A 26,361-nucleotide genomic window follows, 5' to 3' on the forward strand; every position below is an offset into this window, starting at 1 on the left:
GACTGCATAGCAGTTTGTCTAAAAGGGGCTTTATGCCCCTTTTTTGTTGCCTAAATTTAGCCAAATTAGACTTATGCCGTTATAATACTGGCGGCTAAACCTTGTAAGAGGTTTTCTCAAAAGCTCATAGCATTACAGTCAACCACGTCGACCAAAAGGTCGCGACTATTCAAAAGGAACTTCCGAGTTTCTTTTTACTAGTCGCGATTCGTAATGCCTTGAGTGTCAATTAACACATCTAAGATTTCTTTAAGCACTAAAGGAAGATTAGAAACAAGGAATAACAATGTTCGAAAAACCAGTTGTTAAAACGTTCCAGTACGGTAACCACACAGTTACTTTAGAAACTGGCGTTATTGCACGTCAAGCTACAGCAGCAGTTATGGTCACAATGGATGATACGTCTGTATTCGTATCTGTTGTAGGTAAAAAAGAAGCCGTTGCAGGTCAAGACTTCTTCCCACTAACGGTTAACTACCAAGAGCGTACTTACGCTGCGGGTAAAATCCCAGGCGGCTTCTTCAAACGTGAAGGTCGTCCTTCTGAAGGCGAAACGCTAACAGCTCGTCTAATCGACCGTCCAATCCGTCCGCTATTCCCAGACGCGTTTAAAAACGAAGTTCAGGTTATCGCGACAGTAATGTCTGTAAACCCAGATGTTCAGCCAGATATCGTTACAATGATCGGTACTTCTGCTGCTCTTGCTATCTCTGGCATTCCATTCAACGGCCCTATCGGTGCGGCGCGTGTTGGTCATATCGATGGTCAGCTTGTACTTAACCCTAGCCAAACTGAACTAGAAACTTCTAAGCTTGACCTTGTTGTTGCAGGTACAGAGTCAGCAGTATTGATGGTTGAGTCAGAAGCGGACAACCTAACTGAAGAAGAAATGCTAGCGGCGGTTGTTTATGGTCATGACCAACAACAAGTTGCTATTAAAGCTATCAACGAATTCAAAGCAGAAGTTGCAACTCCTGCTTGGGATTGGGTTGCTCCTGAAGAGAACACAGCGCTTAAAAATAAGATTGCTGATCTAGCAGAAGCTAAACTTGTTGAAGCCTACCAAATTACTGAGAAAATGGCTCGTTACGACCGCATCCATGAGATCGCTGCGGAAGTAAATGAAGTTCTTCTTGCTGAAGATCCTGAAGCAGATACAAAAGAAATCCACACTATCTTCCATGATCTAGAGAAGACAGTAGTACGTAGCCGTATTATTGCAGGTAACCCTCGTATCGATGGCCGTGAAAAAGACATGGTTCGTGCACTAGATGTACGTACTGGTGTTCTTCCTCGTACTCACGGTAGCGCGCTATTCACTCGTGGTGAAACTCAGGCGATCGTTACGGCAACGCTAGGTACTCAGCGTGATGCTCAAATCATCGATGAGCTAACTGGTGAGCGTAAAGATCACTTCCTACTGCACTACAACTTCCCTCCATACTGTGTAGGTGAAACTGGTTTTGTAGGTTCTCCTAAGCGTCGTGAAATCGGCCACGGTAAACTGGCGAAGCGTGGTATTGCTGCAGTAATGCCTTCTGTTGATGAGTTCCCATACACAGTACGTGTTGTGTCGGAAATCACTGAATCTAACGGTTCATCTTCAATGGCTTCAGTATGTGGTACTTCTCTTGCACTTATGGACGCAGGTGTACCAATCAAAGCATCTGTTGCTGGTATCGCAATGGGTCTTGTTAAAGAAGGTGACGATTTCGTTGTACTTTCTGACATCCTTGGCGATGAAGACCACCTAGGTGACATGGACTTTAAAGTAGCAGGTACTAACACTGGTATCACTGCACTTCAAATGGACATCAAGATCGAAGGCATCACTAAAGAAATCATGCAAATTGCGCTTAACCAAGCTCAAGGCGCACGTAAGCACATCCTATCTGTAATGGATGAAGCAATCTCTGGTGCTCGTGAAGACATCTCTGAATTTGCTCCGCGTATTCACACGATGAAGATCAGCGCTGAGAAGATCAAAGACGTTATCGGTAAAGGTGGTGCAGTTATCCGTGCTCTAACTGAAGAGACTGGTACAACTATCGAAATCGAAGACGACGGTACTATCAAGATTGCGGCAACTGAAGGCACTGCTGCGAAAGAAGCTATCCGCCGTATCGAAGAGATCACTGCTGAAGTTGAAGTGGGCCGTATCTACACAGGTAAAGTTGCACGTCTAGCAGACTTCGGTGCATTCGTAACGGTTCTTCCAGGCAAAGATGGTCTTGTACACATTTCTCAAATCGCAGAAAAACGCGTAGAGAAAGTGTCTGACTACCTAGCTGAAGGTCAAGAAGTTCAAGTTAAAGTTCTTGAAATCGACCGCCAAGGCCGTGTACGTCTAAGCATGAAAGAAGCGGTAGAAAAGCCAGCTGAAGAAGCTGCTGCTGAAGCACCAGCTGCTAAAGACGAGTAAGACAAAATGAGACTTTCAGCCTTTTATTAGATTAAGGGCCTGAAAGCATGTTATAAAAGGGGAGCATTTTCGCTCCCCTTTTTTGGTTTGTTTCGATGTATTAACCTCAAACGAGGTTATCGCCTATATTGCATTAAGAGAAATAAATCTTGAGCGGTCCAAACAGGAGTATCAATTAGTGAAATGGTTTCAAACCGCAATTTTATGTGTTGCTATCGCGCTGACCGGTTGTGCAAATACTTCTCAACAATCAGCACAAAAGTGGTTATATCCACCGATGGCGGTGCCACTTCAGCCTAGTGTTCAACAAGAAGTACAAATCGCGCGTCTCTCGCAGTTGCTACAACGTCCCGACCTTAGTGATGAAGTGCGCGCTAAAATGCATTATGAGCGCGGTAGCTACTACGACAGCGTTGGTTTACGTGATCTTGCCCGTTTGGACTTTAACCAGTCTTTGCAGTTGAATCCTGCTCAGCCGGACATCTTCAATCTTTTGGGAGTATACTTTACCCAAGTAGGAGAGTTTGATGCGGCATATGAAGCGTTTGACTCGACCATAGAGTTGGCTCCTGATAATACCTATGCTGAGCGCAACCGTGCGATTGCACTGTATTATGGTGGCCGAATCGATCTCGCTTTAGAAGATATGACCAAGCATTATCAAGAAATGCCAACGGATCCTTTTCGTTCATTATGGCTGTACATCATCGAAGCTGAGCAAAATCCAGAGCAAGCAAAAGCCAATCTTCAACAGCGTTATTTACGAGATCGTAGTGAAGAGTGGGGATGGGTTCTTGTTGCCATCATGCTACGAGACGTCTCGGACGAAGACGCGCTTAAAGCAATTATGGATGGAACGAGAGAGAACTATCGCCTAGCTGAACGATTGACGGAAACGTATTTCTACCTTGGAAAGCGTAATCAGCTTGAAGGTGATATCGCAAGTGCCATCTCACTTTATAAGCTCGCGATTTCGTTCAACGTTTACGATTATGTTGAGCATCGCTATTCTTTCTTGGAGTTGTCGCAAATTTACGATCAATTACAGCAAGATAGATTGGCCAAGTTAAAGGCCGCCAAGAAGCTGGAAATTGAATGATTTAGAGCCGCTCGATGAGAGCGGCTTTTTTTATGATTGAACTTGATGAGTGACTCATTTAAAATAGTTAGTCTTGCTAACTAAGTGGTGGTGGCTTTTATGGCATTAGAAGAAAGCTTGATTGATTTAGAGCGTTTTTGCGCCAAAGCTTGGCGTGTCTATGCCAAAGAAGATCCATTATCACATCTAAGCTTTAATGAGTTCGATTATTTACGTGTGATTCAGGTTTACCCTGAGGGTGTGCGAATAACCGATCTTGCAGAAGAGCTGCAAGTGACTAAGCCTTCCGCATCGACAATGGTTGTGCGTTTGGAAAAAAAGGGTTTGGTGAAACGCATCGCATGTAATGAGGATGCTCGTGCTAAGCGTGTGTTGCTTACGGAAGAAGTCGCAGAAAAAATGTCTTTGGAGCAGGTAGTGTACAAAGATATCTCTGACCAAATGATGCAACAATTAAATCAGCAAGAAGCTGAGCAGTTACAAGCTTTATTGAATAAAGCGTTGAGTAATAAGTCATTTTAAACTAAAGCAAAGGCTTCAGCTGTATGGTTTAGTTTTTGTTGTTTCATCTTTCTTTTATTTAATTTAACCATTTAGTTAGCCTTGCTAATTAAATGGTTAGCTTTGCTAACTACTGGTGACAGTCATGCAAAACTCAATTTATAGACAGTTTTGGAAATATACGATTCCAACCGTCGCAGCAATGCTCGTGAACGGTTTGTATCAAATAGTTGATGGCATTTTTATTGGCCGTTATGTTGGCGCTGACGGATTAGCTGGGATCAATGTTGCGTGGCCTATTATCGGTTCGATCCTCGGTATAGGAATGATGATTGGGGTGGGGACTGGTGCACTAACTTCGATCAAGCAAGGAGAGAACGATCATGAAGGTGCTAAGCGAATCCTAACGACCGGATTGACGTTGTTAGCGGCATTGATGCCGATCGTTGCTACAATATTGTTTTTGTTTTCGGATGAATTTATTCGCTGGCAAGGAGCGGAAGGGCGAGTGTTTGAACTTGCGCTGCAATATTTGCATATTCTGATTGTCGCGTGCGTATTCACGTTGGGTTCTATCGCGGTTCCGTTTCTGTTACGCAATGACGACAGCCCGAACTTAGCAACGATTTTGATGGTCATCGGTGCCGTTATTAACATTGTATTAGACTACGTATTTATTGCTTGGTTGGAGTGGGAGTTAACCGGAGCCGCTATTGCCACTGCACTTGCACAATTAGTAGTCACTGTGCTCGGTATTGGTTACTTCTTTACTTCAAAAGCAACATTACACCTTCGTATCCGCGACTTCAAAGTTCAGGTTGATGCTGCACCAAAGATTATCATGATAGGTACATCAAGTTTCTTTATGTATGCCTACGGCTCTGTGATGGTGGCACTGCACAACGCGTTATTTGCTCAATACGGAAGTGCAATGTTGATCGGAGCGTACGCGATTTTGGGGTACATCGTGACGGTTTACTATCTGATAGCCGAAGGAATTGCGAATGGTATGCAGCCTTTAGTGAGCTTCAACCACGGTGCACGTAATCAGGATAACATTAGAAAGTTATTAAAGGTCGCGATGGGGACATCTGTGCTTGGTGGGGTGGCGTTCGTTGTTTTGATGAACCTTTTCCCGTACGAACTGGTTGCGGTGTTTAATAATGCTGACCAACAGTTGATTGATAGCACCGTGATCGGGATTCGTTTACACATGTTTGCGTTGTTCTTAGATGGTTTTTTAGTTGTGGCGGCCGCGTACTATCAATCAGTAAACAAAGGCAGCAAAGCTATGTTTGTAACACTAGGCAACATGCTGGTCCAGTTGCCATTCTTATTCATTATGCCGAAACTTTTCGGCGTGACAGGTATTTGGTTAGCTTTCCCATTGTCTAACATTGCATTGAGTTTGGTCGTGATCAGTATGTTGTGGCGAGATGTGAAAAAGCTGCTTAATGAGAGTTCTGTCGAACCAAGGGTGCAAGCCTGCTAACAAAAGCTAACAGATAAAAGCGAGGCTAGGCCTCGCTTTTATCTTTAAGGATTAAATGGTTTTTACTTCTAAGCCCGCTAGTTGATGCCAATAGCCATTGCATTGGCGGCTTTCGAGCTTTTCAGGATTATCGCCGTATTCGTTTGAGCGAAAACGCTCTAACTCTGAAAAAATGTCCATACCAAGAGGGCTTAACCGGACCACATCAACCAGCCCTTTCATACTTGGTAAGTCATTGATGAGGTTGTAGCAATACCCTGACTGTGTTTGAATGCCGTTAAGGTTAAAGACTTCTTGCCCTTCTTGGCTGCTGACCTGGATACCCGTAGGGTATTTGATACAGCAGGTTTCGCAATCGTCTTTCGCTCGGTTTTCAGCTCGGGCTGTGAAACAGCGAGCGGAATACGCTAAAGGCAAATAACCGTGGCTAAATACCTCAACTTCAAACTTGTTACGAATACCAAGCTCGTCACACTGAATTAAAGTATCGTTTAACCATTCGCGAGATAGCTCGACAGGCATGCACCAACGCATCATACCTTGCTTTAAAAATAAGTTGAGCGTGTGTGCGTTATAAGTATTGATTGCAGGACCAACGACGAAAGGCACTTTATGCTCTGATGCCAATTGAACAGCAGATACGTCATTTGCTTCAATCGCGAAGTCACCGTTGTCGATGTACTTCTTCATTATGTTTACTTCACTCGGAGCTTCTAGTAGTGCCATTGTTGATAGCACCACTTGCTTGCCAGATGCAGACAGCTCTTTTGCGATTTCAAGCCAATGCGAAGGCTTCATTTCTCGACGTTTTGAACATACGGTTTCCCCAAGATAGATGATGTCCGCGGAGCTTGATTTCGCTTGTTCATAAAACGCTTCGATGTCTTGTTTTGGCCAGAAGTACAACAGCGGGCCAAGCGCGTATTTCATTGAATTATCCATCTTAACCTCTACTGCCATTTGCGGTGATAAGCACCAAGTGTGGTCTGCGTACCTTCAGACACGTTTGCCAATGCGGCATCCCAAGCCGCTTCGACTTGATAAGCTTCTGGGTTTGCTTGGTAACTGTCAATCGCGGCTCGCCATGTTCGAGTGACTTGTTCTACGTAAGCTGGGCTACGTTGGCGACCTTCAATTTTTACAGACGCCACATTTGCAGCAAATAGTTCTGGCAGCATAGAGAGGGTGTTCAAACTGGTTGGTTCTTCCAGTGCGTGGTAGCGTTTTTTCTCGCCTTCGATTTCTGCTTCGAAACGACCTTTACACAAGGTAGGGTAGCCCGCATTTTCACCGGTGCTGTAGCGATCGATCAAAATGTCGTTAAGGCGGGATTCCAGACCATTTTCTGTTTCTTGCCAGCGAACGTACTTAGCTGGAGAGCATGCTCCCACAGTGTTTGGAGACTCGCCTGTCATGTATGACGATAGGTAGCAGCGACCTTCAGACATGATGCAAAGGCTACCAAAAGCAAAGACTTCTAACTCGACATCGCTAGTGATGTTGCGTGAGAGCTGTTTGACCTGATGAATCGATAAAACGCGGGGTAGCACTACCCGTTTTACGTTGAAGTTTTGTTTGTAAAAATCAATGGCTGCGACGTTGGTCGCTGATGCTTGCACTGAAAGGTGTAGTTCTAGATCGGGATATTTGCGAGCCGCGTACTCCAGCACTGCAATGTCTGCAACAATCAGCGCGTCTACACCCAGTGCCGCTGCATTGTCTACTGCGTTCGTCCAGCGCTCGAAGCCATTGGGATGAGCGAAGGTATTCAACGCGACATGAATTTTTTTATTGCGGTCATGAACGTATTGCACCGCTTTTTCTAACTTTTTGCCGTTAAAGTTTAGGCCAGCAAAGTGACGGGCGTTGGTATCATCTTTGAAACCAATGTAGACGGCATCGGCACCGCAATCAATCGCAGTTTTTAACGCAGGCAGGTTACCCGCGGGACACAAGAGTTCCATATGCTCACAATCATTGAGAATAAAAAGGTGTCCGCATTTTATGAAGAATTATGAATAGCGAAATTGACCTAAGTTAGGTTTAGCTCAATAAAGTCGATATTTACCCCTTGCGAGTAAGGGTATCGGGTCGGGGTTAGTTCTTGTGACGACGATTCTGTACAAACAGCTCTTCAATTTCATGTTTTGGCTGCGGGCGATAAAAATGGAATCCTTGAATGGCATTACATTGAAGGTTAGAGAGCAAAGTAGCTTGCTGGTGGGTTTCCACCCCCTCGGCAACGACAGTTAAGTCGAGCGACTTACCCAGATTAATGATGTTTTCAATCACAGTGACTTGTTTCGGTAGTGTGTCGATATCATTAATAAAAGCGCGGTCGATTTTTAGCTCGTCAATAGGGAAACGCGCTAAGTAAGAAAGAGAAGAGTAGCCGGTACCAAAGTCATCGATAGAGAGAGCGAAGCCAAGCTTTTTAATCGCATTCAACATTTGCAGTGTATGTTCGCTATCACTCATCACGGCACTTTCGGTTAGCTCGAAGGTAATGCAGCTTGGATCAAGCTCGGTAGTGCGAAGCAGCTTTTCCATAAAGTCGATCAGCTGTGGGTTGCCAAATTGCTCGGGAGAGAGGTTGATGGCGACACGGCCTGGCAGTATGCCTTGTTGCTTCCAACGTTTTACCGTATTGAAAACATCACGCATCACGACACGTCCAAGGTGTTCTATTAACCCAGCGCGCTCGGCGACAGGAATGAATGAGCCAGGACTAATGTACCCTTCGACTGGATGCTTCCAACGAACGAGCGCTTCTGCGCCGTTGATACTGAAGTCTCGCGCGTTAACCTTAGGTTGATACCACACTTCCAAACCGTTCTGCTGCAATGCTTTTTGCAGTTCGATTTCAAGCCACAAACGCATACGCGCTTCTTTGTTCATTTGATCGTTAAATTTGATCAGACGATTTCTACCACGATCTTTGGCTTCATACATCGCAGTATCGGCATTTTGTAGTAGGATTCGTGCATCTTGTCCGTCTTCAGGGTATCGAACGCTACCAATTGAACAGGCAAGGCGTTTGCTGAAGTGGTGCAGGTCGAAAGGTTGGTTGATCAACGAGATAATGCGATCGGACAAAATTTCAGCCATGCGGGTATTTTCTGGCTCCGGTAGAATGACGCCAAACTCATCGCCACCCAAATGACCAATAATCGCTTGGTTTGGTAGTAACCGTTTAAGACGGGCCGATACCTCTTGAATCACTTTATCGCCAATATGGTGACCAAGTGAGTCATTAATGTTTTTGAAGTTATCGATATCCAAATAGAACACCAGAAGCGGTGTTTGCTTTTTGATCAGCTGTTCCAAACGTTTGGTGAAGCCAAAGCGGTTGTAGAGTTTGGTGAGCGAGTCAATGTGTATGTCTTCATTCGATGCAGAAGACAGGTTTTTGGGCGCATCATCAGCATCTTGGATTAGGATAATTTGAGATTCGCTACCTAATATCGCCGTGGAATCCGCGTGTAGCTGAACTTTCCGTTCAAAGCCGCATCTTGCGCTGGTTAAGCAGACAAAAGGTTTGTCAGAAATTAATGTACTCAATCGATGACTAAATACCTTTTTACTGTTTTCATCGATGAATAAACGACTTAGCTCTTCGCCCAACAATTCATGAGGAGAGTTAAGTCCGAGAAGGCGCGCTGATGCGGGGTTCGCAGAGATGACAATATCATCTTCGATAAGCAGTAAGCCGTCTGGTAGCAGTTGTGTTAACTTCGCAAACTTACTTTCGGACTCTTCTAAGGAGCGAACGAGTATCTGCTTTTCTGAAGTATCGACAGCGTGAAAAACAACAAAGCGAATGTCGTTACCTTCAAAAACTGGCGAAAGACTAAAGTGAAGACTGGTTTCAAGGTCGGTTTCATCGAGCGTGATTTCGGCTTCGACATGTGCCCCTTTGAACGCGCGCTGATAGTATGGTGCAAGCTTCTTATAAAACTGTTCACCCAGCACTTGGCAATCGTTTAAGCCGACGATTTCCTCATGACTTAAACCTGCGATATCGCAGTAACGGTCACTTACCATTCGATAATTGTGTTTTTTATCAAGAATGGCAAAGAAGAAAGGGCTATTTGAGGTTAGCGTGGCAAACCAATGTTTTAATTGCTGGGAAGGCATTAGGGTATTACCGATCTCCAATGAGCCAGATTATTCGTCCGTGTATAAAAAGCGACACCCTGATAAGCCTGCGGCGGTCTACCACCAAGCTAAAGTGTTACTTGCCATTAAAGGGCTCGCGGTTTTAGCTGTGCAGTCGACAATCACATGGATACGCTCAGATAACTATAACTTTGAAAATACGGTTGTAAAAGTGTTTATCCACCTGTTCGCATCAATAATACACGTAAGTTCAAAAAAAGAAGCGTTAGTGAGCAATAAACCACCAATCTAAAATAAGCACTTTATTGATACATAACAGTAATCTCATCGCCACGATTGCTTAATATAAGCAACCTAATGACAAAGTAACGGATAATGAACGTGTTAAACAAGATTCGCAGTCAACTAGTAAAGAACGCAGCTAATATTTTGCGTTCTCCAGTCCAGTTATTACCACAGCCAATTCAGCAAAAAGCGTTGCTAGAAGGGCTAAAAATGGTGTTTAAAGAAGCCTTGGAAGATGGTGACTTTGAGTTCCTTGAAGACAAGTGGTTAAAAGTTGCGATTAAAGACTTGAACTTAGCATGGTACATCAGCTATCAAGACGAAAAATTGGTGGTAGCTGAAAAACCAGTTCAGGAAGATGTGAGTTTTAGTGGTAATCTAAACGACCTAGTACTGATTGCTGGTCGTAAAGAAGACCCTGACACACTGTTCTTCCAACGTCGCCTTTCAATTGAAGGTGATACTGAGCTTGGCTTAGAAGTGAAAAACTTAATGGACAGTGTCGACTTAGAGCAGTTACCGAAAGCAATGCAAGTCGCTTTGAATCAATTGGCTGATTTTGTTCAGAAAGGAGTTCAAGCGCCTGCACAACCAACCGGAGTAGCGAATGCTTATTCGAACTGAAGCCCCAGCGGACATTCTTACCATTGACCGCTTATTGAAACACGCCTTCCCGACGGAAGCTGAAGCTGAGCTTGTGATGCGTTTGCGCGAAAACAGCAAATTCACGCTTTCCTTAGTCGCGTGTACAGATGAGGGAGAGGTGATAGGCCATGCTTTATTTAGCCCTGTGACCTTAAATGGTGAAGATTTGTCATGGCAAGGGCTAGCGCCATTAGCTGTTCATGAAGATTACCGTCGCCAAGGCATCGCTGCAGAGTTGATCAAAGAAGGTTTTGATTCACTGCGTGATTTTGGTTACCCAGTGTGTGTGGTGTTGGGCGATCCTGATTATTACGCGCGCCAGGGTTTTCAATCATGCGACGAGATGGGCTTTGAATGTGCTTGGGATGTCCCTAAAGGTGCATTTCGAGTCGCAGAGTTGGTCGAAGGTCAATGTGCTGGACGCTCCGGACGCATAGACTATGCGCCAGAGTTCTCTGAACTGTAAATGAAAGAAGCCCACGACTAAGTGGGCTTCTTTCTTATTCACTGAAAACTGAGATAGGGAGGTTAGGATGACTGGTTACTTTTCTTTTTGCCCCAGACCTCTATTTTCGCTTTTTTACTTACCCCTAGCAGGCTAAGTTTTGTGCTTCCCCAGCTACTGTAAGTCATTTCAATCCGTTTTAGCTTGGCTTCTTTTGTACCTGGAAGGCTCCAGGCACGAGTCGACAATCCGCTTGTTAGTACGCCCATAGAGGAAAGCTTTTTCTCACTACCATCTGTCATGACGACTTTTAAACCATTCATGTCTACCGTTCCTTGCACACATTTTAGTTTTATTTTACTGAAGCTTCGGTTTCGGAATAGGCTATTTGGTGTCACGGTATCTGTTTCTGTATGAAAGTTAACGGTTTTCGTTGCAATCAGCTCCCACTCATCGCTGTTATTAGCAAAAACACTCACGCTGGTGGCGGCTACCAGTGTGCAAAGTAGTAGCGTATTTAAGAATTTCATAATGTACCTCATATGTCATACCCAATGTGTGGCCGTTGGCAAAACGCTATGTTCAGGAATATCCAAATCATCTCATTGTGTTCAGGTGTTCCTTGAAGTCCTTTAGGTATAATCGCGATAATTTGATAGGATTGCCCTCGTTCAAATAGGTGACGGAAAATGTCAATTAACGAGAAACAGTATTTACGTGAAATGGGGATCAGCACATGGGAGCTGGTACACCCTGAAAGACTGGAAGGCTATCAATCGCCATTATTGGATTTGCAAAGTTCATGTAAACTCCTATTGGTATCGCCAATATGTCCAGAAAACGAGACGGCATTGATGTTTGAGCGCGTATTAAAAAGCATTAAGCTCACGCTTGATGATGCGCTACACCTAGAGCCTGAGCGCTTATCCATGCTGGGTGAACATCAGCTAGAGTGGGTGTGGTTTGCAGGCTGTGAGGCTGATCAAAGCATCAAGGCAAAGCACCTGACCTCGCCACTATTACAAGATATTGATGGTAATAACGAACAGCGCCGCGCATTGTGGCAACAAATCTGTTCGTACTCTTCTTAACGGAGCTAATGCGTGACAATTGAAATTACGCCGATGCGTGCAGAGCACCTCGACCAAGTTTGGCAAATCGAGCAGCAAGCACATTCTCACCCTTGGGCCGAATCTTTGGTTCGTGACTTATCCAGTCGCGGTGCTTGCCATCATGTGATGCTGGAAGGCTCTCAAGTGGTTGGTTACTTCTATGGACAGAATATTGTTGGAGAAGTGACACTATTAAATATTGCAGTAGCGCCTTCTCAACAGGGCAGAGGGCTAGGGCAAAAATTGCTGGACGCGTTTATTGAATACTGTGAACAAGCCAAAGCAGAGAGTGCTTGGTTAGAAGTGCGTGAAAGTAATCACCCAGCTATCCATATTTATGAGCAAGCAGGTTTTAATGAAGTGGACCGTCGTTACAACTATTACCCAGCTAAATCGGGAAATGGTAAGGAAGACGCCATTATCATGAGTTACTTATTTTTGAGTTAGTTTTAGGCCGTTACTAATTACCTCATCAACACTTATGCTTTAAATGCGTATCCGGATTCGAGGCTTTTGAATATGTAATAATAATTTTTTGAATTTTTACATCTCTTTGTGTGGAGCTGGCTTTCCCTTGTTAGTTGCAGGTAAAGGCTGGTGAGCCGAGTAAATTCAGTTCATGTCTTTCCAGTTTGCTAGCACAGCGATAATAAGCGAGAATACCGCACAATATCGAATAGTAGATATGCTTGCCTATTTTGTGAGCATGAAAGTAATTTAGAAGATTAACTAATGTCAAATCCCCTTTTTTTAGGCGAAGTGTCTAAGCGCAGAACGTTCGCTATTATTTCTCACCCGGATGCGGGTAAAACCACCATTACTGAAAAAGTACTGTTATTCGGAAACGCGATCCAAAAAGCAGGTACGGTTAAAGGTCGTGGTAACGCACAGCACGCAAAATCAGACTGGATGGAAATGGAAAAGGAACGTGGTATCTCGGTTACTACTTCTGTAATGCAGTTCCCTTACAACGATTGTCTGGTAAACCTACTTGATACGCCTGGACACGAAGACTTCTCGGAAGATACTTACCGTACTCTAACGGCAGTTGACTCATGTCTGATGGTTATCGATGCAGCGAAAGGTGTTGAGGACCGTACTCGTAAACTAATGGAAGTTACACGTCTACGTGACACGCCAATCGTAACCTTCATGAACAAACTTGACCGTGACGTTCGTGATCCAATGGAAGTATTGGACGAGGTAGAAAACGAGTTGGGCATGATGTGTGCGCCAATTACATGGCCAATCGGCTGTGGTAAAGAATTTAAAGGTGTGTACCACATTCACCGTGATGAAACGATTTTATACGAATCAGGTCACGGTCATGAGATTCAAGAAGTTCGAATCATCAAAGGTCTCGATAACCCAGAGCTTGATGAAAAAGTTGGTGCAGGCCTTGCGGAAAGTGTTCGAGAAGAGCTTGAGCTTGTCATGGGTGCTTGCCCTGAGTTTGATTTGGAAATGTTCCTAACCGGTGATCTTACGCCAGTTTACTTCGGTACTGCATTAGGTAACTTTGGTGTGGATCATATGCTAGACGGTCTAACTGAATGGGCTCCAGCGCCGAAAACTCGTCAAGCGGTTGAACGTGAAGTTGAAGCGACTGAAGAGAAGTTCTCTGGTTTCGTATTTAAGATCCAAGCGAATATGGACCCAAAACACCGCGACCGTATCGCATTCATGCGTATTGTATCGGGTACTTACACGCAAGGTATGAAGATGAACCACGTTCGTCTTGGCAAGCAAGTGAGTATCTCTGATGCAGTAACCTTTATGGCTGGTGACCGTGCACGTGCAGAACACGCTTACGCCGGAGACATCATTGGTCTACACAACCACGGCACTATTCAGATTGGTGATACCTTTACGCAAGGTGAATCACTGAAGTTCTCTGGTATTCCGAACTTCGCTCCGGAATTATTCCGTCGTATTCGCCTGAAAGATCCACTAAAGCAGAAGCAGCTTCTCAAAGGTTTGGTTCAGCTATCAGAAGAAGGTGCGGTACAGGTATTCCGTCCTCTACAGAACAACGATCTGATCGTTGGTGCCGTTGGTGTACTTCAGTTCGATGTTGTTGTGGCTCGTTTGAAATCTGAGTATAACGTTGAAGCGATTTATGAAGGCATTAACGTTGCAACTGCTCGTTGGGTTGAGTGTGGTGATGCGAAGAAACTGGATGAGTTCCAACGCAAGAATCAAGCGAACTTAGCATTGGATGGTGGTGATAACCTAACGTATATCGCTCCAACAATGGTTAACTTAAACTTGGCGAAAGAGCGTTTCCCTGACGTTGATTTCCGTGCGACGCGTGAGCACTAATTTGCGCGGTTAGGGTAAGCCTTAACGCAAACTAGATTTTAAAACGCCCTTGGCTATAAACTTAGCCAAGGGCGTTTTTATATAAGGATAAGATATGAATTGGTTTAAACGTGGGCTAAAGCGTTACGACAACTGGTGTAAAGAGATGGGGTTAACTCCCGATCAGAAACGCAGTTGTGTCCCATATCGAAAAGACCCAGCCCATCAAACTGAAGAGAAGAGTGAAGCCCAACCATCCTCTGATTTTCTGCCCGCAGATACAGATAAAAAGCGTCAAGATGAAGCTCTTTGATACGCACTGCCACTTTGATTTTGATGTGTTTCAAGATGACTTTGCACATCAACTTGAGCTTGCTCAAACGCAAGGCGTCGCAAGAATTTTGATTCCTTCCGTCGGTCCGCAAAACTGGGCTCGTATTCAAACTTTGGCAGAGCAACATGCCAATTTGTATTATGCGCTCGGCTTTCATCCGTATTTTCTTGAAGATAACGTTGAGCAGCACCTTACAGAGCTAGAAGGCTATCTAAATCAAAAAGGGCAGCAGTGCGTGGCAATAGGAGAGTGTGGTTTAGATTTTGCCATTGATGTTGATCCACAGTTGCAAGAAAAGATACTTGAAGTTCAATTTGAGCTGGCTAGACGCTTCGAACTCCCAGTTATTTTACATAGCCGAAAAGCGCACAATCGCCTCATTCAAATGGTGAAAGCGGCGAATCTCCCTAGAGGTGGTGTGCTACACGCTTTTTCTGGGAGTTATCAGCAAGCCATGGAGTGGGTCAAATTAGGTTTTTTTATCGGTGTAGGAGGAACGATTACCTACCCAAGAGCCAAGAAAACACGCGACGCAATTCAAAAATTACCACTCGAAAACCTAGTAATCGAAACAGACGCACCAGATATGCCTATACTTGGATATCAAGGGGAGTCAAATCACCCAGCCAAACTCATTCACGTCTTTAATGAGCTCGTAGAGTTGCATAACGGCCGAAAGCAATCGATTGCCTCTCAACTGTGGAAAAATAGCAATTTTGCTTTCTCGATATGTGAATAAAATCTAAAGATGTGGTTTGAAATCGAAAACGTTTTCCTGCTTATTGTGAATTAACTCACAAAGCTGGTTGAATCAATCATGAATCTTATAGGAAAGTGTGAGGCTGGCATTACTTTAATTGATTCTGCATGAGTATAATTGCCCCCGCTTTATAGCTCCATTTTGTAACACGCCAATAAATAACTTATAAGGAAGTCATAAACTATGAGCCTGTTTATGAGCCTAATCGGTATGGTAGTGCTTCTTGCGATTGCAGTGGCATTTTCTAACAACCGAAAAGCTATCAACTTTAGAACTGTGGGTGGCGCATTCGCTATCCAATTCGCATTAGGTGCATTTGTTCTGTATGTACCTTGGGGCCGTGATCTACTAAACGGTTTCTCTTCAGGTGTTTCTAACGTTATCAACTACGGTAACGATGGTTCATCATTCCTGTTCGGTGGTCTTGTTTCTGACAAGATGTTCGAAGTATTCGGCGGCGGCGGTTTCATCTTCGCATTCCGTGTTCTTCCTACACTGATCTTCTTCTCTGCACTGATTTCAGTTCTTTACTACATTGGCGTTATGCAATGGGTTATCAAGATTCTTGGTGGTGCACTACAAAAAGCGCTAGGCACTTCTCGTGCGGAATCAATGTCAGCGGCAGCTAACATTTTCGTAGGTCAAACTGAGGCACCTCTAGTTGTTCGCCCATTCGTTCCAAAAATGACTCAATCAGAGCTATTCGCGGTAATGTGTGGTGGTCTAGCTTCTGTTGCTGGTGGTGTACTAGCTGGTTACGCATCTATGGGTGTTCCACTAGAGTACCTAGTTGCGGCATCATTCATGGCAGCACCAGGTGGTCTACTGTTCGCTAAAATCCTTCACCCAGAGACTGACCAGCCTCACGAAAGTATCGAAGAAGCGATGGACGGCGGTGACGACAAACCAGTTAACGTAATCGACGCAGCTGCGGGCGGTGCGGCTTCTGGTCTACAACTTGCGCTTAACGTAGGTGCAATGCTAATCGCATTCGTTGGTCTAATCGCGCTAATCAACGGTATGCTAGGTGGCATCGGTGGTTGGTTCGGCATGCCAGAACTAACACTAGAGCTAATCCTAGGTTACGCGTTCTCTCCACTAGCATTCCTAATCGGTGTTCCATGGGCAGAAGCTGTAACAGCTGGTTCATTCATCGGTCAGAAAATCGTAGTGAACGAATTCGTTGCTTACTTGAACTTCACACCATATCTAGGTGAAAACGCTCAAGTAATCGCGGCAACTGGTGAAGTAATGTCTGAGAAGACAACAGCTATCATCTCATTCGCACTATGTGGTTTCGCGAACCTTTCTTCTATCGCGATTCTACTTGGTGGTCTAGGTAGCCTTGCACCAAACCGTCGTAGTGACATCGCTCGCATGGGTGTTAAAGCAGTTCTTGCAGGTACGTTGTCTAACCTTATGGCAGCGACAATTGCAGGCTTCTGCTTAAGCCTTGCAGCACTATAATTAGAATCGGTTCTTAATATATAGACGCCGTTTTACATCATGCCCTGTAGCAAGAGATTGCTGCGGGGCATTTTTCGTTTTTCGGGCTCCAAAATTTCATCGGGTGTTTGCCTTAGTCGAGGTATTACGCAGTCAATGGAATAGGGGCTAGGAAATTTTGAGATACAAACCGTTTGCGCTCTATTTGGTGCTACAGTTTTGCGGTGAAACTCTATAATGTATTAATCACAGGATAGTGGTTAAGCTTGATTCTTAATCACGTAATGAATATTACATAATCGATGGGCAAATGAATTGCCCTGCAATATCAGATCTAATAGGCGTTTTGCTTTGTGATGTGATATTAAAGACACCGCAATCATAGATTGTTGTGCCATAGGCCAAACTGGTACTGTGCGGTGACAAGGATAGCAATTGGCATATGATAAATTTTCGCTGTATATGCCGAGTCTTCAGGGAACCAAGTCCGTTCATTAATAGACTGTTTAGCCATTTACTCACATTGTCTCGACTTGTTGATTATAGTTAAAGACGTGATGTAAGGCTGAGTAGTGAATTTTTTGAATATTGATCGGAGATAGAAATGAGCGATTTAAAAGCAGCAGCGCTACGTGCACTTAAACTTATGGACCTAACTACGTTGAATGACGATGACACTGATGCAAAAGTGATCTCACTATGTCATGACGCGAAAACAGCAGTAGGCAACACAGCTGCAATTTGTATTTACCCTCGCTTTATTCCTATTGCTAAGAAGACACTTCGTGAGCAAGGTACGCCAGAGGTTCGTATTGCAACAGTAACGAACTTCCCACATGGTAACGACGACATTGAAATCGCAGTTGCTGAAACAAAAGCGGCGGTTGCTTACGGTGCAGACGAAGTTGACGTAGTTTTTCCTTACCGCGCGCTAATGGCGGGTGATGAGAAAGTAGGCTTCGAACTAGTTAAGCAATGTAAAGAAGCTTGTGGTGACGTTCTTCTTAAAGTGATCATCGAAACAGGTGAACTAAAAGAAGAAGCACTAATCAAGAAAGCATCTCAAATCTGTATTGAAGCAGGTGCTGACTTCATTAAAACTTCAACTGGTAAAGTGCCAGTAAACGCAACACCAGAATACGCTCGCATGATGCTTGAAGTTATTCGCGACATGGGTGTTGCAGAAACTGTTGGTTTCAAACCAGCAGGTGGTGTGCGCACTGCTGAAGACGCAGCAGCATACCTAGCAATGGCTGACGAAATCCTAGGTGACAACTGGGTTGATGCTCGTCACTACCGTTTTGGTGCGTCTAGCCTGCTAACCAACCTACTAAATACATTAGAAGTATCGGACGACGTCGCTGATCCAACAGCGTACTAATTCCAATAATACGTCTGAACGGTAGCACCTAAACGGGTGCTACCAAACCTCTTCTATCCTACTACAACCATGGCTCAAAAGAGCTTGGGAGGCACTAATGTATTTACCACAAGAAATCATTCGTAAAAAACGTGACGGTGAAGTACTTACCGCAGACGAAATCAACTTCTTTATTCAAGGCGTAGCGAACAACACGGTATCTGAAGGTCAGATTGCGGCGTTTGCTATGACGATTTTCTTTAATGAAATGACCATGGATGAGCGCATCGCCTTAACGTGTGCAATGCGTGATTCGGGCATGGTTATCGACTGGAGCCACATGAACTTCGGTGGTCCAATTGTCGACAAACACTCAACCGGTGGTGTGGGTGACGTAACTTCTTTAATGCTTGGCCCAATGGTGGCAGCGTGTGGCGGTTTCGTACCTATGATCTCTGGCCGCGGTCTTGGTCATACAGGCGGTACGCTGGATAAACTTGAATCTATCCCTGGTTACAACATTACGCCGAGCAACGATGTTTTTGGTCAAGTAACCAAAGACGCTGGTGTGGCGATCATCGGTCAAACTGGTGACCTTGCTCCTGCGGATAAGCGTGTTTACGCGACTCGTGATATTACCGCAACGGTAGACAATATCTCCCTGATTACGGCGTCGATCCTTTCTAAGAAACTGGCGGCGGGTCTGGAATCGCTAGTGATGGACGTAAAAGTGGGTTCAGGTGCATTTATGCCAACTTACGAAGCGTCTGAAGAGCTAGCAAAATCAATCGTTGCGGTAGCAAACGGTGCTGGCACTAAAACTACGGCAATTCTTACGGACATGAACCAAGTATTGGCGTCTTCAGCGGGTAACGCAGTGGAAGTTCGTGAAGCGGTTCGTTTCTTAACGGGTGAATACCGTAATCCTCGTCTACTTGAAGTGACCATGGCTTCATGTGCTGAAATGTTAGTACTTGGCAAGCTTGCTGAGAACACAGAAGACGCACGCGCAAAACTGATGGAAGTGCTGGATAACGGCAAAGCGGCTGAGTGCTTCGGCAAGATGGTTGCCGGTTTAGGCGGCCCTGCGGACTTCGTAGAAAACTACGACAACTACTTAGAAAAAGCAGCAATCATTAAGCCAGTTTACGCAACAGAAACGGGCATTGTCTCTGCAATGGATACACGTGCTATCGGCATGGCTGTGGTTGCTATGGGTGGTGGTCGTCGTGTTGCTACTGATGAAATCGACTACGCAGTTGGTTTCGACGAGTTCATCCGCCTAGGTGAGGTCGCAGACAGTGATAAACCTCTTGCGGTCATCCACGCTCGCACTGAAGAGCAATGGGAAGAAGCGGCAAAAGCACTGCGCAGTGCAATCAAAGTAGGTGGTGAATACACACCAACTCCAGAGGTTTACCGCCAAATTCGAGCAGAAGATATCTAATAGAACAAGTAATTACACAAGGCCTACTCAACCATAATAAAAAGCCGAGTGGGCCTAAGGAACGAGCAATGAAAAGAGCATTTATTTTAGTACTAGACTCATTCGGTATCGGTGCAACTGCCGATGCTAAAGAATTTGGTGATGTAGGTTCAGACACACTAGGTCACATCGCTGACCAATGTGACAAAGGCTTAGCAGATAACGACAATCGCCAAGGTGCACTTCGCCTTCCAAATCTATCGAAACTTGGTTTGGCAATGGCGCATAAAGAATCGACAGGTCGCTTCGCACCTGGACTAGACGCAGACGCTGAAATCATTGGTGCATACGGTCATGCAGCAGAGCTTTCTTCAGGTAAAGACACGCCGTCTGGTCACTGGGAAATCGCAGGTGTTCCTGTTCTGTTTGACTGGGGTTACTTCACTGACAAAGCAAACAGCTTCCCGAAAGAATTGACTGACCGCATTCTTGAGCGTGCAGGTCTTGACGGTTTCCTAGGTAACTGTCACGCGTCTGGTACTCAAGTTCTTGACGATCTTGGTGAAGAGCACATGAAGACTGGCAAACCAATCTTCTACACGTCTGCTGACTCTGTATTCCAAATCGCATGTCACGAAGAGACTTTCGGTCTAGACCGTCTACTAGAGCTTTGCCAAATCGCACGTGAAGAGCTAGAAGATTACAACATTGGTCGTGTTATCGCGCGCCCATTCGTTGGTGCTGGTAAAGGTCAATTTGAGCGTACAGGTAACCGTCGTGATCTTTCTGTAGAGCCACCATCAGCAACGGTTCTTCAGAAGCTCGTTGATGAGAAGCAAGGCAACGTGGTTTCTATTGGTAAGATTGCTGATATCTACGCAAACTGCGGCATCACTAAGAAAGTGAAAGCGACAGGTATCCCTGCATTGTTCGAAGCAACGCTAGAGCAAATCAAAGAAGCGGGCGACAACACGATCGTATTCACTAACTTTGTAGACTTCGACTCAGCTTACGGTCACCGTCGTGACGTAGCGGGTTACGCAGCGGCACTTGAGTACTTCGATGATCGTATCAACGAAGTGCTAGAGATTATGGAAGAAGACGATGTGCTTATCCTAACGGCAGACCACGGCTGTGACCCAACATGGCCAGGTACTGACCATACTCGTGAGCACATCCCAGTATTGGTTTATGGTCAAAAAGTACCAGCTGGTTCTCTTGGCCGCCGCGAAACATTCGCAGATATCGGTCAAACATTGGCAAGTTACTTCGGTACTTCTCCAATGGATTACGGTAAGAACTTCCTATAATTAGTTAGGTTTTTGAAAACTAGGAGCTTGATTGCTCCTAGTTTTATGTTTGCAGTATGTAAATGCTGCTTGTCGGAAATGAGAATACTCTGGCTTATATCGCCTTAAGCGCGGAGCGCTAGAGAAAGGTTAAGGAAAAGAAAATGGCAACTCCACATATCAATGCTGAAATGGGTGCATTTGCAGACGTCGTACTGATGCCTGGTGATCCACTACGTGCAAAATACATCGCAGAGACTTTCCTTGAAGATGTCGTTCAAGTGTGTGACGTTCGTAATATGTTTGGTTACACAGGCACATACAAAGGCCGTAAGATCTCGGTAATGGGCCACGGTATGGGTATCCCATCATGCTCGATTTACGCGACTGAACTAATCAAAGACTTCGGCGTGAAGAAAATCATCCGTGTTGGCAGCTGTGGCGCAGTGAATGAAGACATCAAAGTGCGTGATGTTGTGATCGGCATGGGTGCATGTACTGACTCTAAAGTGAACCGTATCCGCTTTAAAGGTCATGACTTCGCGGCAATCGCAGACTACAACATGGTTCGTGCGGCAGAAGACGCTGCAAAAGCTCGCGGTATTGACGTTAAAGTTGGTAACCTATTCTCGGCAGAGCTTTTCTACACGCCAGATCCAGAAATGTTCGATGTAATGGACAAGTACGGCATTGTTGGTGTTGAAATGGAAGCGGCTGGTATTTACGGTGTTGCGGCAGAGTACGGTGCAAAAGCTCTGACAATCTGTACGGTTTCTGATCATATCAAGACTGGCGAACAGACTACATCTGACGAGCGTCAAACGACATTCAACGACATGATGCTAATCGCACTAGATTCAGTATTGCTTGGTGACGAAGAGTAAGCGACGAAGAGTCATTCTATTTTTCGCTCTCAAGAGCTAAAAAAACAGCCCGCACATTGCGGGCTGTTTTTATATGAGTTGTTAGCGCTACCTAGTTACTTGGTTAGCAGCAGGTTTGGCGCTTTTTTACGACGTATCGGTTGTCGACGTAAAATCAAGATGAACAACATACCACAGACAAAGCTCATTAAGACCATCATGTACATATAACGATCGCTCTTGCGATAGTGGTGGTCAGAAATAGCCGTCACCCGGCCCGTCTCAAAGGTCACGCGAACAAAACCGATAAGCGCACCATCTGCAAAAACTGGTTCAACCAACTGCTGGCGACCAATGGAAGCTGTTGCCAAAGGCGTATCCAGGCCAAGAACTTCGCGTACCGATAATGCCTCTTCACTAGACGCTAAACGTACACCCTGTGCATCGTAGATTGTTGCATCAAACACTAAACGGTCTTGTGCTAGCTGGTTTGTTAGCTGAAGTAATCGTTCTTGATCTTTAGTTAAAATCATCTCACTGGCAGAAAGAGACGCCTGTGAAATCAAAACTTTGGTGAGCGTTTCAAGCTGTTGTGCTTGAATTTTCTCATTACCCTTACTGATCACAACACTGTTTTTTATTGTGATAAACAACATCACACACAGTAGGATTAGTGCCAGAATTCTTAGGGCATTCCTTACTGAGAACAAAGATTCACTCATGCTCTTTACTCATCCATTTAAAATAAAACAAAGACTTGCCTTTTTAGTTTGTTGAGGTAACGTTTTAGCAAAGTCATAAGGGATTATATACATGGACGCGTCAAAAAGCTTGCCTATCAGAAAACATACGACACTTTTAAAACGATTACCCGAGACTCGATTTGCCTCCCAATTAGATAAAGCAAAAGCAAACTGGATCGTATTTGCTGAGTACCTTTCGCCAAGTCACTTCGAAGACATTGATTTCTTCACCGGCTTTTACAACCCAATACTAGAAACGTGGAAAGTTGGCCAATATGAAGTAGCCCTGATGGCCGGAGAGTTGACTCCTCAACATGAAACGATCTTACAAAGTCTCAACCTAGATTACGCCTCGCTTAATGAAGTGCCCGATCTATCAACTCAAGGGTTGATTGTATTTGATATGGATTCAACGGCGATCCAGATAGAGTGTATTGATGAAATCGCGAAACTGGCAGGAGTAGGGGATGAGGTCGCTGAAGTCACTGAACGTGCCATGCAAGGTGAGCTGGATTTTGAGCAAAGTTTACGTCAGCGAGTTGGTAAGCTCAAAGGTGCCGATGAATCAATTCTTGAACAAGTTCGTTCCCAGTTACCATTCATGCCGGACTTTGAAGCGCTAATTGCGACGTTGAAAGCCTTGGGCTGGAAAACAGCGATTGCCTCCGGTGGTTTTACTTACTTCTCTGATTACATCAAAGATAAAGTCGACTTAGACTTTGCTCGCTCCAATCAATTAGAAATTATTGACGGCAAACTCACGGGTAAAGTACTTGGCGATGTGGTAACGGCGCAGATGAAGTCTGACATTCTAGTGGAACTGGCGGATGAATATGAAATTGAGCAGCACAACACGGTTGCTGTCGGTGATGGCGCTAATGATCTTGTGATGATGTCGGTGGCAGGATTAGGGATTGCGTATCACGCAAAACCAAAAGTGGAAGCTCAAGCGCAATCAGCGATTCGCTTTGCAGGGTTGGGCGGTGTGCTCTGTATTTTATCTGGCGCATTGGTGAAGCAGCAAAAGGTCAGCTGGAAAGCTAAACCTTAACCATCCATTCAAAAACACCGCCAGAAAGGCGGTGTTTTTTTTCAATTTGGTATGACTTTGAATTTACTCGGTTAACTCCAATCTAATTACAACCTCTTCAGTAATGTCTTCAAATTCACTGTAACCAACGAGCGCTGTTAACTCTTTTTCTAACTTGCTCGCTTGATGTACGCCAAATTGGGTTAAGTCACTTAAATCTTGTTGCAGTAATGATGTCATCGGATCGAAAATTGGCGCAGTAGAAAGGCGAATCACGTAAAAGTCACCCATCATTCGCGCTTTCTTTATAAATTGAATCCGCTCTTTTACGCTGTTGAACTCTTGATGAAGCTTTGACTCAATGCCTGTAATTTTATTGCCTACTTTTGCGGCGCTTATGTAGATATCCTGATGTCTGGCTTGAGCACCTTCTACACGTTTTATTGGCTCTGCGATTAATGTGCTTGTCCGACCTTTAAAGATAGGTTCAAGTGACAACAGTTGGTCATGCCCAAGACGGGCAAAAAGCTCAATGTGTTTAGGTAGCGGCAAGTTCACCCCGATAACGGGGGTTTTGATTGAAGATGACGTACTCTTACTGATAAAAATGGGCGTGCTCAGCGTACGCGAGAGCAACATGCAGTGCAGCCTTTCAAGTAGAGCATTACTTGGTAGCGTCTCTTTTTGCGGGATTAGCTTGTCTTGATTGTGCTCGATAATGCTGTTGAAAAAAGCGATTACCTTCATGGTTTGGCTGCTTTCATCAATAACTAGCTGCACGCTACAACCGTCTGGGCTTACACGAATTACTCGGTATGGCACCGACATTAACGGCAATTTTTTATCGTAGAGTTGTAATTCTCGAAAGTTGATTCTTACCTCTTGCCCAGAACGTAACATCGTAGGCTCACTTAGCCTAATTCCGAGTCCTCGTTTGGAAAGGTCAACAGTACAGCCGCCTGTTTTAGTTTGTCCTGAGTACAACTCTAAAGGTGTTTTAAAACGATAACGAGGCTCTTTTCGACGAGACTTTGCATCAAAATAAATGCCCTTTGGATTGCCGATAACTCTTCTCGGATGACGAAACGCGTTTAACGTATTAGCGGGTAAGCGCGGCTTTTCAGTTAGCAGGTAATCCTGCCCTGATTTTTCGTCAGCAATTTCTTGCAAAATACCAATATGAGTCAGTGATTGAGACGTTTCTGCTAACTCTGGAGAGAAAGCTGCTAGGTCTTCCTGTTCTTGCTCAGATAGTTCAAAGATTGAAATTCTAAAGGCGCGCCAACTCTCTCGTTTGCCACCTAAATGCCAAAATAGCTGGCGCTGTTCGCGAGTTGCTTCAGGGCGAAACATCGAATAGAAATAGGTTCGATTCTCGTGCTCGTGAGTAAATGAATAAAGGACATTGGTTGTTCCTTTCACACCAGGCTTAATGAGTGACGCGATGCGTTGCTCGTTGAATAAGGAACCAAACATTTGCTGGTTTCTCTCATCGTGCCAGTATTGCCAAAGCTTTTGATTGTTTGGCGTTAACATTGCTAATTTTAGGTCACTACCATCAAAGAATAGAGGCAAGCTGCTGGTGTGCTTTAGTGCGATGTGCTCATAACCGCGAGTTCGAGCTCGAATAATCTTGTCTTGATTGTCGTGACGAGCCCTTTTAGCAGCACTGTTGAGCGCTTCATCTATCACTCTGGTGACGACATTGGTGTCAGTTAAGCGTATGGTTCTGAGGTATCGAACTGAGTCATTTTCGTAACAGTCATCAACCGCGAGTATGCGGTATGCAAGCGGTTTCTCTATACCTGCAACGTTAGATTTGCTGGCAAATTCAGTAAACGTGACCTGAATAATTTCCCCAAGGTTATATTTAAATGCGCTAGGGACTTTGAACTTTGCGCCAGAGCTAGATAAATCAATGCTTAATCCATGAAGAAGCTGTCCTTTAGAACGGCAAATTTCAACTTGAGATTGGACTTTCAAGCGTTTTTCTTGGCGCTTTAAATCGTAGCCTAGGTGAACGGGTTCTGCTAAGAACGGGCTTTTAGGATCCGTTAACGATTGCGTTTTTTGCTGAGTAAGGCGCTTGCTCATTACGCGAAAGTTATTTCGCGTGTTGACCAATGCTTCCCACATTCCTTCCGTGTAGCAGCCAAACTTTTTGATGTTTTTATGGTAAGCGTTGAAAGCAACATCATCCAACCAATGTGGAATGCCATCCAAAATATACTCGCGACATTCGCCTTGAACGCGACCTCGCAAATCAATGCTTTTTTTGCATGGAGCCATTAAGCGGTTAAGTTCCATTTTAACCAAAATTTTGGCCGAAGGCGGCTCTTCCTCGGTCAGTTGGCCAAGGACAAAGTCAAAGTCATTCGTACCGTAAACGGGAATGAGTCGTTCTGCGAGCGAGAGAATTTCAGATTGCTGCATTATTTCTGTTAGAGTATGTCGTTACTTTAAATTGTATCGGCTAAGCGAAGTAATACTTAAGTATATCAATAGTTCATTTCAGTTCAGGTCTGACTTGGCTGTGCTTAGTCACATTTGTAGAAAAAATTGAGGCATCATGGCGAAAGCAAAACGAGCGTATGTTTGTAATGATTGTGGCGCTAGTCTTGGTTAATTAGTTAGATGAATAGTCTTTTATTATCGAATATAAAAAATTAGACACAGTATAAATTGTCAT

24 protein-coding genes are annotated in these 26,361 nt (G+C 44.6%); 17 read left to right on the forward strand and 7 right to left on the reverse strand.

Features of this window, described 5'->3' with window-relative positions:
- Nucleotides 1–286: 286 nt before the first annotated feature.
- The 4 genes from pnp (at nucleotide 287) to R7F64_RS14410 (ending at nucleotide 5,514) form a co-directional block, all read left to right on the forward strand.
- Nucleotides 287–2,422 carry a polyribonucleotide nucleotidyltransferase gene (gene pnp, locus R7F64_RS14395; protein ID WP_054574827.1) on the forward strand — a complete coding sequence of 712 codons (2,136 nt, stop codon included), beginning with the start codon at nucleotides 287–289 and terminating at the stop codon, nucleotides 2,420–2,422.
- A gap of 178 nt (nucleotides 2,423–2,600) precedes the next feature.
- Complete coding sequence (gene nlpI, locus R7F64_RS14400) at nucleotides 2,601–3,521, forward strand: lipoprotein NlpI (RefSeq protein WP_318071813.1); 921 nt, start codon at nucleotides 2,601–2,603, stop codon at nucleotides 3,519–3,521.
- Between the two features lie 99 nt (nucleotides 3,522–3,620).
- Nucleotides 3,621–4,043 carry a MarR family winged helix-turn-helix transcriptional regulator gene (locus tag R7F64_RS14405; protein WP_005380103.1) on the forward strand — a complete coding sequence of 141 codons (423 nt, stop codon included), beginning with the start codon at nucleotides 3,621–3,623 and terminating at the stop codon, nucleotides 4,041–4,043.
- 124 nt (nucleotides 4,044–4,167) lie between these two features.
- Nucleotides 4,168–5,514 carry an MATE family efflux transporter gene (locus R7F64_RS14410; RefSeq protein ID WP_318071814.1) on the forward strand — a complete coding sequence of 449 codons (1,347 nt, stop codon included), beginning with the start codon at nucleotides 4,168–4,170 and terminating at the stop codon, nucleotides 5,512–5,514.
- A gap of 51 nt (nucleotides 5,515–5,565) precedes the next feature.
- On the opposite strand, the gene R7F64_RS14415 is transcribed toward R7F64_RS14410, so the two are convergent.
- The 3 genes from R7F64_RS14415 to R7F64_RS14425 all read right to left on the reverse strand — a co-directional run bounded on the left by R7F64_RS14415 (nucleotide 5,566) and on the right by R7F64_RS14425 (nucleotide 9,651).
- Entirely contained in the window at nucleotides 5,566–6,444 is an 879-nt protein-coding gene (locus R7F64_RS14415; RefSeq protein WP_171344545.1) for a U32 family peptidase, read from the reverse strand.
- Between the two features lie 20 nt (nucleotides 6,445–6,464).
- Nucleotides 6,465–7,478 (reverse strand): ubiquinone anaerobic biosynthesis protein UbiU, encoded by a 1,014-nt coding sequence (gene ubiU / locus R7F64_RS14420; protein WP_151515090.1) that lies wholly within the window; start codon nucleotides 7,476–7,478, stop codon nucleotides 6,465–6,467.
- A 133-nt stretch (nucleotides 7,479–7,611) separates the two neighbouring features.
- Nucleotides 7,612–9,651, reverse strand: coding sequence for a bifunctional diguanylate cyclase/phosphodiesterase (locus R7F64_RS14425; protein ID WP_005380112.1), 2,040 nt, complete (start codon nucleotides 9,649–9,651; stop codon nucleotides 7,612–7,614).
- Nucleotides 9,652–10,014: 363 nt separating this feature from the next.
- On the opposite strand from R7F64_RS14425, the gene ubiT reads away from it, so the two are divergent.
- Together ubiT and R7F64_RS14435 are read left to right on the forward strand one after the other, a co-directional pair.
- Nucleotides 10,015–10,542, forward strand: coding sequence for a ubiquinone anaerobic biosynthesis accessory factor UbiT (gene ubiT, locus R7F64_RS14430; protein WP_005394645.1), 528 nt, complete (start codon nucleotides 10,015–10,017; stop codon nucleotides 10,540–10,542).
- Nucleotides 10,526–11,029 (forward strand): GNAT family N-acetyltransferase, encoded by a 504-nt coding sequence (locus tag R7F64_RS14435; protein WP_005380119.1) that lies wholly within the window; start codon nucleotides 10,526–10,528, stop codon nucleotides 11,027–11,029. Before ubiT ends, R7F64_RS14435 begins: the two co-directional genes overlap by 17 nt.
- A gap of 62 nt (nucleotides 11,030–11,091) precedes the next feature.
- On the opposite strand, the gene R7F64_RS14440 is transcribed toward R7F64_RS14435, so the two are convergent.
- Entirely contained in the window at nucleotides 11,092–11,538 is a 447-nt protein-coding gene (locus tag R7F64_RS14440) for a hypothetical protein (RefSeq protein ID WP_005380120.1), read from the reverse strand.
- Nucleotides 11,539–11,697: 159 nt separating this feature from the next.
- On the opposite strand from R7F64_RS14440, the gene R7F64_RS14445 reads away from it, so the two are divergent.
- The 6 genes from R7F64_RS14445 (at nucleotide 11,698) to R7F64_RS14470 (ending at nucleotide 16,982) form a co-directional block, all read left to right on the forward strand.
- Entirely contained in the window at nucleotides 11,698–12,099 is a 402-nt protein-coding gene (locus R7F64_RS14445; RefSeq protein WP_005380121.1) for a DNA polymerase III subunit psi, read from the forward strand.
- 12 nt (nucleotides 12,100–12,111) lie between these two features.
- A complete protein-coding gene (gene rimI / locus R7F64_RS14450; protein WP_005380122.1) occupies nucleotides 12,112–12,567 on the forward strand; it encodes a ribosomal protein S18-alanine N-acetyltransferase in 456 nt (151 codons plus the stop codon).
- A 285-nt stretch (nucleotides 12,568–12,852) separates the two neighbouring features.
- Nucleotides 12,853–14,442, forward strand: coding sequence for a peptide chain release factor 3 (prfC, locus tag R7F64_RS14455; RefSeq protein ID WP_005380123.1), 1,590 nt, complete (start codon nucleotides 12,853–12,855; stop codon nucleotides 14,440–14,442).
- Between the two features lie 94 nt (nucleotides 14,443–14,536).
- Nucleotides 14,537–14,734: a DUF5363 family protein gene (locus R7F64_RS14460; RefSeq protein WP_005380125.1), complete on the forward strand. Its 198-nt coding sequence runs from the start codon at nucleotides 14,537–14,539 to the stop codon at nucleotides 14,732–14,734.
- Nucleotides 14,721–15,494 (forward strand): TatD family hydrolase, encoded by a 774-nt coding sequence (locus R7F64_RS14465; protein WP_005380129.1) that lies wholly within the window; start codon nucleotides 14,721–14,723, stop codon nucleotides 15,492–15,494. Before R7F64_RS14460 ends, R7F64_RS14465 begins: the two co-directional genes overlap by 14 nt.
- Before the next feature lie 204 nt (nucleotides 15,495–15,698).
- Nucleotides 15,699–16,982: a NupC/NupG family nucleoside CNT transporter gene (locus tag R7F64_RS14470; protein ID WP_005380131.1), complete on the forward strand. Its 1,284-nt coding sequence runs from the start codon at nucleotides 15,699–15,701 to the stop codon at nucleotides 16,980–16,982.
- Nucleotides 16,983–17,340: 358 nt separating this feature from the next.
- On the opposite strand, the gene R7F64_RS14475 is transcribed toward R7F64_RS14470, so the two are convergent.
- Entirely contained in the window at nucleotides 17,341–17,475 is a 135-nt protein-coding gene (locus R7F64_RS14475) for a hypothetical protein (RefSeq protein WP_005391675.1), read from the reverse strand.
- 90 nt (nucleotides 17,476–17,565) lie between these two features.
- Here R7F64_RS14475 and deoC point away from each other — a divergent pair, with 90 nt between their 5' ends.
- The 4 genes from deoC to deoD all read left to right on the forward strand — a co-directional run bounded on the left by deoC (nucleotide 17,566) and on the right by deoD (nucleotide 21,920).
- Nucleotides 17,566–18,342 carry a deoxyribose-phosphate aldolase gene (deoC, locus tag R7F64_RS14480; RefSeq protein ID WP_318071815.1) on the forward strand — a complete coding sequence of 259 codons (777 nt, stop codon included), beginning with the start codon at nucleotides 17,566–17,568 and terminating at the stop codon, nucleotides 18,340–18,342.
- A 97-nt stretch (nucleotides 18,343–18,439) separates the two neighbouring features.
- Nucleotides 18,440–19,768 carry a thymidine phosphorylase gene (deoA, locus tag R7F64_RS14485; RefSeq protein ID WP_025768209.1) on the forward strand — a complete coding sequence of 443 codons (1,329 nt, stop codon included), beginning with the start codon at nucleotides 18,440–18,442 and terminating at the stop codon, nucleotides 19,766–19,768.
- 68 nt (nucleotides 19,769–19,836) lie between these two features.
- Entirely contained in the window at nucleotides 19,837–21,057 is a 1,221-nt protein-coding gene (locus tag R7F64_RS14490) for a phosphopentomutase (protein WP_054700480.1), read from the forward strand.
- A 143-nt stretch (nucleotides 21,058–21,200) separates the two neighbouring features.
- Complete coding sequence (gene deoD, locus R7F64_RS14495) at nucleotides 21,201–21,920, forward strand: purine-nucleoside phosphorylase (protein WP_005380140.1); 720 nt, start codon at nucleotides 21,201–21,203, stop codon at nucleotides 21,918–21,920.
- A gap of 95 nt (nucleotides 21,921–22,015) precedes the next feature.
- Here the strand turns inward: deoD and R7F64_RS14500 are convergent, their stop codons facing one another.
- Nucleotides 22,016–22,621 (reverse strand): YtjB family periplasmic protein, encoded by a 606-nt coding sequence (locus R7F64_RS14500; RefSeq protein WP_005391677.1) that lies wholly within the window; start codon nucleotides 22,619–22,621, stop codon nucleotides 22,016–22,018.
- A gap of 91 nt (nucleotides 22,622–22,712) precedes the next feature.
- Between R7F64_RS14500 and serB the strand changes: the two genes are divergently transcribed.
- Nucleotides 22,713–23,693, forward strand: a complete 981-nt coding sequence (serB, locus tag R7F64_RS14505) for a phosphoserine phosphatase (RefSeq protein ID WP_005380142.1) — start codon at nucleotides 22,713–22,715, stop codon at nucleotides 23,691–23,693.
- 63 nt (nucleotides 23,694–23,756) lie between these two features.
- Here the strand turns inward: serB and R7F64_RS14510 are convergent, their stop codons facing one another.
- On the reverse strand, nucleotides 23,757–26,105 hold the full coding sequence (locus R7F64_RS14510) for a PilZ domain-containing protein (protein ID WP_005380143.1): 2,349 nt from the start codon (nucleotides 26,103–26,105) through the stop codon (nucleotides 23,757–23,759).
- Nucleotides 26,106–26,361: the final 256 nt, after the last annotated feature.

Origin of the sequence: Vibrio sp. Vb1980 (assembly GCF_033338615.1) — a bacterium.
Taxonomy (GTDB): Bacteria; Pseudomonadota; Gammaproteobacteria; order Enterobacterales; family Vibrionaceae; genus Vibrio; species Vibrio alginolyticus.